At 66.5% G+C, this 13,452-nt stretch carries 11 protein-coding genes; 8 read left to right on the top strand and 3 right to left on the bottom strand.

All coding sequences use genetic code 11. The features are described 5' to 3' along the window. Window positions 1–52: 52 nt before the first annotated feature. Both AC1RMD_RS07725 and AC1RMD_RS07720 read left to right on the top strand, forming a co-directional pair. The gene (locus AC1RMD_RS07725; protein WP_492925276.1) at window positions 53–1,963 is read left to right on the top strand and encodes a SurA N-terminal domain-containing protein; all 1,911 of its coding nucleotides are present in this window, start codon (window positions 53–55) and stop codon (window positions 1,961–1,963) included. A 233-nt stretch (window positions 1,964–2,196) separates the two neighbouring features. Further along, entirely contained in the window at window positions 2,197–2,712 is a 516-nt protein-coding gene (locus tag AC1RMD_RS07720) for an FxDxF family PEP-CTERM protein (protein WP_492925274.1), read from the top strand. Window positions 2,713–2,779: 67 nt separating this feature from the next. On the opposite strand, the gene mnmH is transcribed toward AC1RMD_RS07720, so the two are convergent. Both mnmH and AC1RMD_RS07710 read right to left on the bottom strand, forming a co-directional pair. Next, window positions 2,780–3,844 carry a tRNA 2-selenouridine(34) synthase MnmH gene (mnmH, locus tag AC1RMD_RS07715; protein ID WP_492925272.1) on the bottom strand — a complete coding sequence of 355 codons (1,065 nt, stop codon included), beginning with the start codon at window positions 3,842–3,844 and terminating at the stop codon, window positions 2,780–2,782. Next, on the bottom strand, window positions 3,841–4,503 hold the full coding sequence (locus AC1RMD_RS07710; protein WP_492925270.1) for an arylesterase: 663 nt from the start codon (window positions 4,501–4,503) through the stop codon (window positions 3,841–3,843). The genes mnmH and AC1RMD_RS07710 overlap by 4 nt, the downstream gene beginning before the upstream one ends. A 31-nt stretch (window positions 4,504–4,534) precedes the next feature. Here AC1RMD_RS07710 and AC1RMD_RS07705 point away from each other — a divergent pair, with 31 nt between their 5' ends. Both AC1RMD_RS07705 and AC1RMD_RS07700 read left to right on the top strand, forming a co-directional pair. Then, window positions 4,535–5,263, top strand: a complete 729-nt coding sequence (locus AC1RMD_RS07705; RefSeq protein WP_492925654.1) for an ABC transporter ATP-binding protein — start codon at window positions 4,535–4,537, stop codon at window positions 5,261–5,263. A 61-nt stretch (window positions 5,264–5,324) separates the two neighbouring features. Further along, a complete protein-coding gene (locus AC1RMD_RS07700) occupies window positions 5,325–6,821 on the top strand; it encodes a S41 family peptidase (RefSeq protein ID WP_492925268.1) in 1,497 nt (498 codons plus the stop codon). A 14-nt stretch (window positions 6,822–6,835) separates the two neighbouring features. Here the strand turns inward: AC1RMD_RS07700 and AC1RMD_RS07695 are convergent, their stop codons facing one another. After that, complete coding sequence (locus AC1RMD_RS07695) at window positions 6,836–8,341, bottom strand: NAD(P)H-hydrate dehydratase (protein WP_492925266.1); 1,506 nt, start codon at window positions 8,339–8,341, stop codon at window positions 6,836–6,838. Window positions 8,342–8,438: 97 nt separating this feature from the next. On the opposite strand from AC1RMD_RS07695, the gene AC1RMD_RS07690 reads away from it, so the two are divergent. Genes AC1RMD_RS07690 through AC1RMD_RS07675 form a run of 4 tightly spaced genes read left to right on the top strand, consistent with a single transcriptional unit; the run spans window position 8,439 to window position 13,392 of the window. After that, window positions 8,439–12,071: a hydantoinase B/oxoprolinase family protein gene (locus tag AC1RMD_RS07690; RefSeq protein ID WP_492925264.1), complete on the top strand. Its 3,633-nt coding sequence runs from the start codon at window positions 8,439–8,441 to the stop codon at window positions 12,069–12,071. Next, a complete protein-coding gene (locus AC1RMD_RS07685; protein ID WP_492925262.1) occupies window positions 12,068–12,601 on the top strand; it encodes a GNAT family N-acetyltransferase in 534 nt (177 codons plus the stop codon). The genes AC1RMD_RS07690 and AC1RMD_RS07685 overlap by 4 nt, the downstream gene beginning before the upstream one ends. Before the next feature lie 50 nt (window positions 12,602–12,651). Beyond that, window positions 12,652–12,864, top strand: a complete 213-nt coding sequence (locus tag AC1RMD_RS07680; protein WP_492925260.1) for a helix-turn-helix domain-containing protein — start codon at window positions 12,652–12,654, stop codon at window positions 12,862–12,864. A 21-nt stretch (window positions 12,865–12,885) separates the two neighbouring features. Next, window positions 12,886–13,392, top strand: a complete 507-nt coding sequence (locus tag AC1RMD_RS07675) for a Clp protease N-terminal domain-containing protein (protein WP_492925258.1) — start codon at window positions 12,886–12,888, stop codon at window positions 13,390–13,392. Window positions 13,393–13,452: the final 60 nt, after the last annotated feature.

Genomic DNA, 13,452 nt, shown 5'->3' with positions numbered 1-13,452 from the left:
GAGTTCGCCTTTTTTGTATGTGCAAGTTCCACTCAATCCGAATTGGCAGACCATGTTTGAATTTATTCGTACCCATCAACGTTTGATGCAGATACTCCTGGCGATTATCATCGTCCCGTCGTTCGCATTCGTCGGCATCGGCAGTTACAAGAGCTTCGGCGACGACGCCAATACGATCGCCAAAATCGACGGCAAACCCCTGAGCCAGCAAGAGTTCGACAACGCCTTGCGCAGCCAGCTGGACAGCTACCGCCAGCGTCTGGGCGCGCAGTTCGACCAGAAGATGTTCGATACCCCGGAATTCAAGCAAAACATCCTCGACCAGCTGATCGCCGAGCGCGCCGTGGCTGCCGAAGTGGTGCGTTCGCACCTGAGCGTCAGCGACGCCCTGCTGCAAAAGACCATCAAGGAGCAGTTCGGTGGCGAGGGCGCGTTCGACATGGAGCGCTACAAGACCATCCTGGCCGCGCAAGGCATGACGCCGACCATGTACGACCAGCGCATGCGCCACGACATGACCCTGCAACAACTGGGCAACGCCATCCAGGCCACCGGCTTCGCGCCGCGCGCCGTGGCCAAGACCTTGTCCGACATCGGCGCGCAGGAACGCGAAGTGCAGGAGCTGCTGCTGCCGGTGACCGACTTCGTGCCGCAAGTGAAGATCACCGACGCGATGGTCAAGGCTTTCTACGACAAGAACGCCAAGTTCTTCGAAGTGCCGGAACAGGCCAAGATCGAATACGTGGTCTTCAACAGCGACGCCGTCATGAGCCAGATCGCCGTGACCGACGCCGAAGTGGCCGCGTATTACGCCGCCAACCAGGCCGGCTTCACGAGCGCCGAAAGCCGCCGCGCCGCGCACATCCTGATCGCGCTCAAGAAGGGCGCCAACGCCGCCGAAACCGCCGCCGCCAAGGCCAAGGCCGACGCCATCGTGGCCGAACTGCGCAAGACCCCGGGCGACTTCGCCAAGGTCGCCAAGGCCAAGTCGGAAGATCCGGCATCGGGCGAACTGGGCGGCGATCTGGACATCGTCACCAAGGGTGCGTTGCCGGCGCCGGTCGAAGCCGCCGTGCTCAAGCTGAAGCAGGGCGAGATCAGCGACGCGGTGCAATCGGAATTCGGTTTCCACGTGCTGACCGTGACCGCGCTGAAGCCAGCCGTGGTCAAGCCGCTGGACGAAGTGAAGAGCGATGTCGCCGAAGCGCTGAAAAAGCAGAAGGCCTCGAAGAAGTATTCGGAAATGGCGGAAGCCTTCACCAACACCGTCTACGAGCAATCGGACAGCCTGAAGCCGGTCGCCGACAAGCTGGGCCTGAAGATCGAAACGGCCGCCAATGTCTCGCGCACGCCGTCGCCGATGGCCGCCACAGCGCCGTACAACAACGCCAAGTTCCTGGCCGCGCTGTTCTCCAGCGAGTCGCTCAGCAGCAAGCGCAACACCGAAGCCGTCGAGACCGCGCCTAGCACCCTGGTGGCCGGCCGTATCGTCGAGTTCAAGCCTGCCAGCAAGCGTCCGCTGGCCGAAGTCGATGCCGCCATCCGTCAGCGCGTGTCGATGGAAGAAGCCGCCAAGCTGGCCGCCAAGACCGGCGCCGAGAAACTGGCCGCCTTCAAGAAATCCGGCGACGCCACCGGCTTCGGCGCGGCCAAGCTGGTCTCCCGTTCCAAGCCGGAAGGCGTGAACGGCCTGGCGGTGCAGGAAGTGATGAAGGCCGACACCGCCAAGCTGCCTGCCTACGTCGGCGTCGATGTGCCGGGCATGGGCTACGGCATCTACCGCATCGGCAAGGTGCAGCAGCCTGAAGTGCAGGACGAGGCGCGCCGCAAGTCGGAAGCCGAGCAGATCAATAGCATCGTTGCGCAGCAAGAAATGTACGACTACATCGAACTGCTGAAGCAAAAGGCCAAGGTCAAGATCCTGAAGCCTATCGAAAAAACCACAGTAGCAGAAGTGAAGTAATGCAGTCCTCCGGGAAGCGCAACGCGCTTCCCGGTTTCGTCCCGCCCCCGCCAGTACAGCGCGTTCGCGCCATCCTCAGCATTTCCCTTCCGTAGTCGCCCGCCTTCGTTTTTGCAAGTTAGTTGCCTTTTTAGAATAATTAATTGACATCAAAAATCGGCGGGTGTATTTTTTGAATTGCGTACCGAGCTCGTCGGTGCGCGTTGGGCTTCCACTTAACTACTGGGGAAAAAATGAAACTAACTTCACTTTTAGTCGGGACCGTGCTGGCGGCCAGTTCGATGGCCAGTTATGCCGCTGGCGATAGCCAGGCCATCAATGTTGGATTGAGCGGCAATCCGACCATAGGCTACAGCACCAACTTCGGTGCGACGCACCTGGTGGCGGGGACGTTCACCGATGTGTTTACTTTCAGCCCGTCGGTCGGTCCGAGCCTGGTTGATCTCTATATCCAGACCATGAATCTGCTCGGCACGCACGATATCGACTTTGTCTCCGCCGACCTGAACGGTAACGCCTTGACCTTCACGCCTAACGGCGCGGTCGAAAATGGCTGGCTCAACCCGTCCTTGGTGAATGGGCCGCTGGTATTGACGGTCTCCGGCATTTCGAACAGCGTCACGGCCAGCTATTCCGGCACGCTGAACGCGAACCCTGTGCCTGAACCGGAAACCTACATCATGATGCTGGGCGGCCTGGGCATCCTGTCCTACCTGGGACGCCGCCGTAAAACGGCCGAGCCAGCATAAGCGCGCAAGCACTACGCAGTCTGAACGGAGCCCCGTATCGCCTGGCGATCAGCGGGGCTTTGTTGTTTTAAATGCGTGCGGCGGCGATCAGCGCCAGCGCCGCCTTGCCGAAGGCGGCGGCGTCGATGTCGTCCAGTTCCAGCGGCAGCGCCTGGCCGAACTTGACGAAGTTGCGGTCGATCGAACGCAGGTAGGCCGGATCGTAGTGGTCGGCCAGCAGCTCCCCGACCAGCGCCGGCATGGCGCCGTCGACCGCCATTGCTTGCCAGCGCTTTATCGTCTCGCGGCCGTGCAGCGCCACCAGGTGTTCCAGCTGTTCGTTGAGCGAGGCCGGGCTGTCGGTGAAGTGCGCGTAGTCCTCCATCAGCAGGCGCACCCGGTTCTCGCGCGACAGCGTCAGCGCGATGCAGTCCGAGGCGCGCATGGTGTCCATCAGCGCGGCCGGCACCCGCAGGTTGCCGACCTTCTTGCTTTCCGATTCGACGAACACCGGCAGCGCCGGATCGAAGCCGCGCAGCGCCTGCCAGATGGCGGTCTCGAAGGCCTTCTGGCAGGGTTGCGGCCGGCTGGGCAGGTTGCCCAGCACCGAGCCGCGGTGCGCGGCCAGCTGCTCCAGGTCCAGCACCTGCGCGCCGTTCGCATGCAGCACTTCCAGCAGGCGGCTCTTGCCGCTGCCGGTGGTGCCGCAGACGACCTTGAAGTTCAAGGCCGGCGCCTGTTCCAGCGCGGCGTTGACGTGGGCGCGGAAGGCCTTGTAGCCGCCGTCCAGCTGCGCCGCCGGCCAGCCTATCTTGGCCATGATGTGCGCCAAAGAGCCGCTGCGGTTGCCGCCGCGCCAGCAGTAGATCAGCGGCCGCCACTCGCGCGGCTTGTCCAGCCACAGCGCCTCGATGTGGGCGGCGATATTCTTCGCCACCAAGGCCGCGCCGACCTTCTTGGCTTCGAACGAGTTGACCTGCTTGTACATGGTGCCGACGCGGATGCGCTGCTCGTCGTCCAGCACCGGCGCGTTGATGGCGCCGGGCAGGTGGTCGAGCGCATATTCGGCCGGGGTGCGGACGTCGATGATGGCGTCGAAGCGGTCCAGTTGCAGGAGCGCGTCGCCGAAGCCGATAATTTCTGGATACTTCATTTTGCCTTGATGCTTTTTTGGAGGACTGGCCAGATATTGGCCAGGATGGTAGGGTGGGCCGTGGCCAGCGGATGCAGGCGGTCGGGCTGGAACATCTGCGGCTGGTCGGCGATCCCGTCGAGCATGAACGGCACCAGCGGCGCCTTGATTTCCTTGCTCAGGGTGCCGTACATGGCGTAGAACTTGTCGGCATAGTCGCGCCCGTAGTTGGGCGGCATGCGCATGCCGATCAGGACCACCTTGGCGTCGGCCCTGGCGGCGGCCTCGGCCATCGCGCGCAGATTGGTTTCGGCGGCGGCCACCGGCAGGCCGCGCAAGCCGTCATTGGCGCCCAGCTCGATCACCACCAGCGCCGGCTTGTACTTGTGCAGCAGCGCCGGCAGGCGCGAGCGGCCGCCGCTGGTGGTCTCGCCGCTGACGCTGGCGTTGACCACGGTGGCCTGGATGTTCTGCTCCCTGAGTTTTTGTTCGGCCAGCGCGACCCAGCCGGCGCCGCGCGCCAGGCCGTACTCGGCCGACAGGCTATCGCCCAGCACCAGCACGGTTTTTGGTGCAGAATAGGCGCTCGCAGCCGCCGCTGCCAGCAGCAGGGCGGCCAAAGCCTGGCCCCGCAGTTTTCTTGATAAACCGTTTATCCAACCATTTAACACATTCAGCATGCCTGATTTCCCTAAAGCGTCTTCCCATTTCATGCCGGATGGACCGGGTTTGGCGGCCAGCGCCGTCGCCACGCCGGCCTCCGGCGCCGAGTCTGTCATCGCCGCCATCGCCGTCAGCGGCCTGGCCAAGCGCGTGGCCGACGCCAGCGGCGAACTGACGATCTTGCACGAGGTGGATTTTACCGTGCAAAAAGCCGAGACGCTCGCCATTGTAGGCGCTTCCGGCTCAGGCAAGTCGACTTTGCTCGGCCTGCTGGCCGGTTTGGACACGCCCAGCGCCGGCAAGGTGGTGCTGGACGGCGTCGATATCTACGCGCTGGACGAGGATGGGCGCGCCGCGCTGCGCAAGGAAAAGCTGGGTTTCGTGTTCCAGTCCTTCCAGTTGTTGCCGCACCTGACGGCGCTGGAGAACGTCATGCTGCCGCTGGAGTTGCGCGGCGCCGGCCACGCCCGCGCGAGCGCGGAAATGATGCTGGAGCGGGTGGGGCTGTCCAGCCGCCTGAAGCACTATCCCAAGTATTTGTCCGGTGGCGAGCAGCAGCGCGTGGCGCTGGCGCGCGCCTTCGTGACCGAGCCGCCGCTGCTGTTCGCCGACGAGCCGACCGGCAGCCTGGACGCCGCCACCGGCGAAGCCGTCATCAAGCTGATGTTCGAATTGAATCGCCAGCACGGCTCGACGCTGGTGCTGGTCACGCACGACCAGGCGATGGCGGCGCGTTGCAGCCGCACCATCACCATCGCGGCGGGGCGCCTGGTATGAGTTGACGGGCGTTTGTTTATATCGTAAGTTCTAGCCTTTCTTGCAACCTGATATAAACAATATGTTCAAATCCATTTGCCACGCCGGCGTCGCGACGCTGATGCTGGCCACCGGCGCACTGGCAGCGGCCGCCTCCATGCCGCAAGCGCCCGAGCAGTGGCGTCAGGCCGCCATCGCCGACATCGAGGCCGCCTACCGTATCACGTTGGACAATCACCCCGGCCCCCACGATCCCGCCAACCCGGCCTTTGTATCCAATCTCGCCCAGGCGCGCGTCGACGGCCTGGCGCTGGCGGCGCAGGTGAGCGACGCTTCCGGTTACCAGGCTGCGCTACAGCGTTTTAATACGCAAATCCATGACGGCCACGCCGGCGTTTACGTGCTGGGGAATGCGGTCAATATAGAACCGCGCTGGCCCGGCTTCGTGGTGGTATGGCGTGGCGACGGCATGCTGGTGTATGCATCCGAAGCGGGCGGCCCTCCGGCCGGCGCGCGCGTCGACGATTGCGACGGCAAGAACATGACCCAGCTGGCCGAGCAAAACTTTTTCGCCTTCGATGGCCGCGGCGAGGAACGCGGCAACTGGTGGGCGTACGCCCGCGAGGTCTTTATCGACCGCGGCAATCCCTTCATCGCGCGCCCGGTGCAATGCCGCTTCACCAGCAACGGCAAGCAGATCGTCCACACGCTCAATTGGCGGCCGCTCAGCGCGCAGGCCACCCAATGGCGCGCCGCCAGCTTCAACGGTCCCACGCTGCCGGTCGGCCTGAGCGAGCCGCGCGCCAAGCTGTTCTGGGCGGCGATGCCGACTTTCCAGCCCGACGAGGCCCAGCGCGCCAGCTATCGCGCGATGGCGGCGGAAATCCAGCAGCACCGCCAGCGCTATCTGGACGCCGACGCCATCGTCATCGATCTGCGCCAGAACCACGGCGGCTCGTCGGTCTGGAGCCGCGACTTCGCCCGCGCGCTGTGGGGCGAGGAACGCCTGACCCGTCTGCGCAAGGCTTACTCCGCGCAGCAGCAGATCTGGTGGCGTGCCTCGGCGGACAACAGCGCCTACGTGCGGCGCATGTCGGCCAAGCTGCGCGCCGAAAAACAGGATGGTTTTGCGGACGACATGGAGCGCGTGGCCGCCGCCATGGAGCAATCGCTGCAGCGCGGCGATAAATTCTATGCGCAGGAAAACTCGGCGGCGACGCCCGCCACCGGCGACCGCACCCTGGACCTGCCGGGCGATCCGCCGGCGTTCACCAAGCCGGTGTATGTGGTGGTGCCGGGCCAATGCGCCAGCGCCTGCCTGGACGCGCTGGACTACTTCACGCTGTTCCCGAACACCAAGCTGATCGGCGCACCCAGCTCGGCCGACTCCACCTACATGGAGGTGCGCACGCAGCAGCTCGATTCGGGCCTGGCCAAGGTCATCATCCCGAACAAGGTGTATGTCGGCCGGCCGCGCGCGAGCGGGCAGTTCTACTCGCCGGCGATCTACGTCAACGACGTGGAATGGTCGCAGCAGGCTTTCCTGAAAGCGATCGAGGCCGACCTGGCCAAGCGCTGAGCGCGGCCTTGCGGTCAGCGGCCGTGGTGCTGGACCATGCGGTTCAGCGCCACGCGGATCGCCGGCACCAGTTCGCCGGCGGTCAGGCCGATCGGGCCGGTGCCTTCGGTGACCAGCACATCGGCCGCCATGCCGTGCAGCCAGACCCCGGCCAGCGCGGCCTCCCACAAAGGCCAGCCTTGCGCCAGCAGGCTGCCGCACAGGCCGGACAGCACGTCGCCGGTGCCGGCGCTGGCCAGCGCCGGATTGCCGGTGGTGTTGATGACGGCGTCGCCGTTGGGCGCCGCGATCACCGTGCCGGAACCCTTCAACACCACATTGGCGTTCAGCTTGGCCGCCAGCCTGCGGGCCGCGCCCACGCGGTCGGACTGGACCTCGGCGATGGTGGTGCCCAGCAGGCGCGCCGCCTCCAGCGGGTGCGGGGTCAGCACGCAGCCGCCGGGCCGCTGCGCCAGCGCCGCCTGCAGCGCCGGTTCGGCCGCCAGCAGGTTGAGGGCGTCGGCATCGGCCAGCAGCGCGCTGTCGCTGGCGATGGCGCGCGCCAGCAGGGCCGAGGCCAGGCGCGAGGCGCCCAGGCCGGGGCCGATCACCAGCGTCGATGAGCGCATGTCGAAATCGTCGGCGAGCCGGCACATGAGTTCCGGCTGGCCGCTGTCGCAAGGCAGCGGGTCCTCCACGAACAGCGCGTAGACGCGGCCGGCGCCGCTGTTGAGCGCGGTGCGCGCGGCCAGCAGCGGCGCGCCGCTCATGCCGCGCGCGCCGCCGATCACCGCCACGTTGCCGTAGCTGCCCTTGTGCGAGTTGTGGACCCGCGTGCGCAAATGGCGCGAAAAGAACTTGACGTCGTTCAGGTGCAGCCGCGCCGGCGCGAAGTGGCTGATGTCGATGTCCAGCCGCGACACATCCACCAGGCCGGCGTAGTCGCGGCCGTCGCAGGTGTGCAGGCCCGGCTTGTTGCCGATGAAGGTGACGGTGTGGGTGGCGTGGATGGCCACGCCGTCCGGGCCGACGATGGCGCCGGTGTCGGCATCCAGGCCGCTGGGCAGGTCCAGCGCCAGCACCGAGCATTTAAGGCCGTTGACCGCCAGCGCCAGCTCGCGCTGTGCGCCGGCCAGCGGGCGTTGCAGGCCAAGGCCGAACAAGCCATCGACCACCAGCGTCCAGTCGGTGCCGGCCACTTCCGCCAGGTCCAGCTCGGCGAAGCGGGCGTCGCTGGTCTGGGCGCGCTGCAAGGCCACCGCGCGTTCGGTGGACGATGCCGCTGGCGGCGGAAAATGCAGGATGGTCACCTGCGCGCCGGCGTAGGCCAGGTGCGCCGCCGTCTCCAGCGCGTCGCCGCCGTTGTTGCCGGGGCCGGCCAGCACCAGCACCCTGGCCTTGGCGGTGGAGAACGGCAGCAGGTCCAGCGCGGCGTTGGCGCCGGCCTGGCCGGCCCGCTGCATCAGCACACCTTCCGGCAGCGCGGCGCCGGCCGCTTGTTCGATGGCGCGTATCTCCGCGCAGGAGTAGAGTGGGTTCATGCTGCAATTTTAGCATCTAATTTATGTTGTAAGGCCGCTGTCCGCTGCGCGGCCGAGCCACTACAATATACGCTTCAGTCATCGTAACGAGGCATGCATGGATTGGCAATTCTGGATCGACCGGGGTGGTACGTTTACCGACATCGTGGCGCGTCCTCCCGATGGCCGCCTGCGCACGCTCAAGCTGCTGTCCGAGCATCCCGAACAGTACGCCGATGCGGCGATCGCCGGCATCCGCCAGCTGATGGGCGTGGCCAAGGGCAAGCCTATTCCGGTGGCGCAGATCGGCGCCGTCAAGATGGGCACCACGGTCGCCACCAACGCGCTGCTGGAGCGCAAAGGCGAGCCGACCGCGCTGGCCATCACGCGCGGCTTCCGCGATGCGCTGCGCATCGCCTACCAGAACCGTCCGCGCCTGTTCGACCGCCACATCCTGCTGCCCGAGCTGCTGTACAGCCACGTCATCGAAATCGACGAGCGCATGGGCGCGCATGGCGACACCATTGTCGAGCTCGATATGGAAACCGCGCGCGCCGGCCTGGCCGCCGCCTACGACATGGGCCTGCGCTCGCTGGCCATCGTCTTCATGCACGGCTACCGCTATCAGGCGCACGAGGTCAAGGTGGCCGAGATGGCGCGCCTGATGGGCTACACCCAGGTCTCGGTATCGCACGAGGTCAGCCCGATGATGAAGCTGGTGGCGCGCGGCGACACCACCGTGGTCGACGCCTATCTGTCGCCCATCCTGCGCCGCTACGTCGACCAGGTGGCCAAGGAAATGCCGGGCGTGAACCTGCAATTTATGCAATCGAGCGGCGGCCTGACCGACGCCCGCGCCTTCCACGGCAAGGACAGCATCCTGAGCGGCCCGGCCGGCGGCATCGTCGGCATGGTCCGCGCCAGCAAGCTGGCCGGCTTCGACAAGGTGATCGGCTTCGACATGGGCGGCACCTCGACCGACGTTTCGCATTTCTCCGGCGAGTTCGAGCGCGTGTTCGAAACCCAGGTGGCCGGCGTGCGCATGCGCGCGCCGATGATGAGCATCCACACGGTGGCGGCGGGCGGCGGCTCCATCCTGCACTTCGACGGCAGCCGCTATCGCGTCGGTCCGGACAGCGCCGGCGCCAATCCGGGACCGGCCAGCTACCGGCGCGGCGGCCCGTTGGCGGTCACCGACTGCAACGTCATGCTGGGCAAGATACAGCCCAATCACTTCCCGCAGCTGTTCGGCGCGGAAGGCCGGCAGGCGCTCGACGCCCATGCGGTGCGCGCGAAATTCGCCGAACTGGCGGCGCGGATCAAGGTCGCCACCGGCAAAGAGACCACGCCGGAACAGGTGGCCGAGGGCTACATCGAAATCGCCGTCGGCAATATGGCCAACGCGATCAAGCAGATCTCGGTACAGCGCGGGCACGACGTCACCGAATACACGCTGACCAGCTTTGGCGGCGCGGGCGGGCAGCACGCCTGCCTGGTGGCCGACGCGCTGGGCATGACGACGGTGTTCGTGCATTCGCTGGCCGGCGTGATGTCGGCCTACGGCATGGGCCTGGCCGACCAGACCGCGATGCGCGAGGCCGCGGTGGAGAAACGCCTGAACCCGGAAGGGTTGGAGGAACTGGAAGCGCGCCTGCACGCGCTGGGCCGCCAGGCGCGCGCCGACCTGCAGCACCAGGGCGTGGAGGACGAGCGCATCGTGCTGATACGCCGCGTGCACCTGCGCTACGAAGGCACCGATTCGGCGCTGATCGTGCTGTTCGATACCACCGACAGCATGCAGGAACAGTTCGAGTCGGCCTACCGCAAGCGCTACTCCTTCCTGATGCCGTCCAAGGCGCTGATCGTCGAGGCGGTGTCGGTGGAGGCGATCGGCAAGTCCGACGCGCCGTCCGAATCGGTGGAGCCGGCGCCGCGCCGCGTGTCCGGCCTGATGCCGCATGCGGTGGTGCCGATGTACGCCGACGGCAAATGGCGCCAGACCAGCCTGTATCAGCGCGGCGCCACCCGCATCGGCGACATCGTCAAAGGCCCGGCCATCATCGCCGAGGCGAATGCGACCACCATCGTCGAACCGGGCTGGCAGGCGGAGGTGACGCTGCACGACCACCTGGTGCTCAAGCGCGTGGTGGCGCTGCCGGAGCGCCGTGCCATCGGCACCAACGCCGATCCGGTGATGCTGGAGATCTTCAACAACCTGTTCATGTCGATCGCCGAGCAGATGGGGCTGCGCCTGCAGAACACCGCATACTCGGTCAACATCAAGGAACGGCTGGACTTCAGCTGCGCCATCTTCGACGCCGACGGCAACCTGATCGCCAACGCGCCGCACATGCCGGTGCACCTGGGCTCCATGGGCGAGAGCATCAAGACCGTGATGCGCGAGAACGCCGGGCAGATGCGCGCCGGCGACGTCTTCATGCTCAACGATCCCTACAACGGCGGCACCCATTTGCCGGATGTGACGGTGATCTCGCCGGTGTTCGACGAGGCCGGCGCGGAGATCCTGTTCTACGTCGGCTCGCGCGGCCACCATGCGGACATCGGCGGCACCACGCCGGGCTCGATGCCGCCGGATTCGCGCGTGATCGAGGAAGAGGGCGTGTTGATCAATAACTTCAAGCTGGTCGACGGCGCCGCGACCGGCGCCGCCTGCGGCCAGCTGCGCGAGGCCGAGACGCGGGCCATGCTGGCCGGCGCGCGCTACCCGGCGCGCAATCCGGACCAGAATATGGCCGACCTGCGGGCGCAGGTGGCGGCCAACCAGAAAGGCGTGGACGAGCTGCGCAAGATGGTGGCGCACTTCGGCCTGGAGGTGGTGCAGGCCTATATGGGCCACGTGCAGGACAACGCCGAGGAAGCGGTGCGGCGCGTGATCAGCGCGCTGAAGGACGGCAGCTACACGCTACAACTGGATAACGGCGCGCAGATCCAGGTGGCGGTGCGGGTCGACCAGGCGGGCCGCAGCGCGGAAATCGACTTCACCGGCACCTCGCCGCAGCTGGAGAACAACTTCAACGCGCCGTCGGCGGTGTGCATGGCGGCGGTGCTGTACGTGTTCCGCACGCTGGTGGACGACGAGATTCCGTTGAACGCCGGCTGCCTCAAGCCGCTGAAAGTACTGATACCGCCGGGCTCCATGCTCAATCCGCACTATCCGGCGTCGGTGGTGTCGGGCAACGTGGAGACGTCGACCTGCATCACCAACGCGCTGTATGGCGCGCTGGGCGTGATGGCGGCGGCGCAGGGCACGATGAACAACTTCACCTTCGGGAATGCGCAGTACCAGTACTACGAAACCATCAGCGGCGGCTCGGGCGCCGGGCCGGGCTTCGACGGCACCAGCGTGGTGCAGACCAATATGACCAACTCGCGCCTGACCGATCCCGAGATCCTGGAGTTCCGCTTCCCGGTGCGGCTGGAGAGCTACGCGATCCGCGAAGGCAGCGGCGGGGCGGGGCGGTGGCATGGCGGGAACGGCGGCACGCGCAGGGTGCGCTTCCTTGAAGCGATGACGGCGGCCATCCTGTCCAACAACCGCATCCACGCGCCGTTCGGCATGGCCGGCGGCGCGCCGGGCGCGCTGGGCCGCAATACCGTGGTGCGGGCCGATGGCCGCATCGAGCAATTGGCGCACATCGGCAAGACCGATATGCAGCCCGGCGACATATTCGTCATCGACACGCCGGGCGGCGGCGGCTACGGCCCGGCCGGCGGCGAGGGCGGACGATGACGCCGCTGCAAGCCGGCAGCTTCCTGCTGCGCCCCTTCATCGCCGCCGACGCGCCGGCCTTCGCCGCGGGCGTGCGCGAATCGATGGATAGCGTCGGCGTCTGGATGCCCTGGGCGCACGCCGAGTACTCCGAGCAGCAGGCGCTGTCCTGGTTCGACTGGTGCGACGCCAGCCGCGCCGACGGCAGCGCGCATGAATTCGGCATCTTCATGGCGGACGGCACGACGCTGGTCGGCGGCGGCGGCTTGAACCAGCTGAACCTGGTGAACGGCTTCTGCAACCTGGGTTATTGGGTGCGCGCCTCGGCCCAAAGGCGGGGCGCGGCGGCGGCCACCGTGGCGGCCTTGTCGCGCTATGCCTTCGAGCAGCTGAATCAATCGCGGGTGGAGATCGTCGTCGTGGCGGGCAATGAGCCCAGCGTCGCAGTGGCCCGCAAGGCCGGGGCCACGCATGAATGCCTGGCCCGCAACCGGCTCAAGCTGCGCGGCCTGTCGGTGGACGCCCACGTCTTCTCCATGATACCGGCCTAGTCTCGTCAATTTAAGTTGACAACCTCGGATCTGTCAACTAAAGTTGACGCATGACCGATCTCCATCACCTCAAGATACCTACCGAACCCGGCGACGCGCTGGCGGCCGTGCTGGCGTTGCGCGAGCTGGCCGACCGGGTCGAGCAAAAAGCGGTGCGCAAGGCGCTGGAGGACGGCTGGACCTGGGCCCAGATCGCGGAGGCGCTGGGCGTCTCCAGGCAGGCCGCCCACAAAAAGCACGCGGCGAACCTGGCGCGCGGCTGAAAACCCCGAGGAGAATAGACGATGTTCGCAAAGCTGAAACAGCGCTGGCAAGACATGCGCACCATAGCCGATTTGTCGAAGGGCGCGGAGCGCCGCGCCTTGCAGGCGGGCCAGCGGCACCCCGGCGCGGAGCACTACGCGCTGGCCGCGCTGGACCTGGCGGACGGATCCGCGCTGCGCGTGTTCCAGCGCGTCGGCGCCGATCCGGAGGCCTACCGCGCCGCGCTGGCGAACCGCCATGCCGAAGCGCTGTCGGCGATGGGACTGCAGGCCGATGCCGGCCTGCCGGCGCCTGAAGCCGTGGCGGCCGGATGGCTGTTCGACGCCCAGCCGTCCGGCCAGTCATTGATGCAAACCCTGTGCGAGGTCCAGCGCCGGCTGCCGGCACCGCTGTGCGGCGCCCATGTCCTGCTGGTGGTGGCCGGCATGCGCCACAGCGCCGCCGGGCGCGCATTCGGCGCCATCGATGTCGAAGCGCAGGCGCTGGGCCGCGCCGCCGAGGATGAGCTGCGGGCGATGATGGCCTGACGACGCGTGATCCGATACCGGCGGCATCGGCAAACGGTACCGCCGATTCCCGGCTTGTCC

Source organism: Duganella sp. GW822-FHT06D06 (assembly GCF_058799615.1).
Note: the sequence above shows the minus strand (reverse complement) of the source record. Positions and strands in the feature narration are given on the sequence as shown.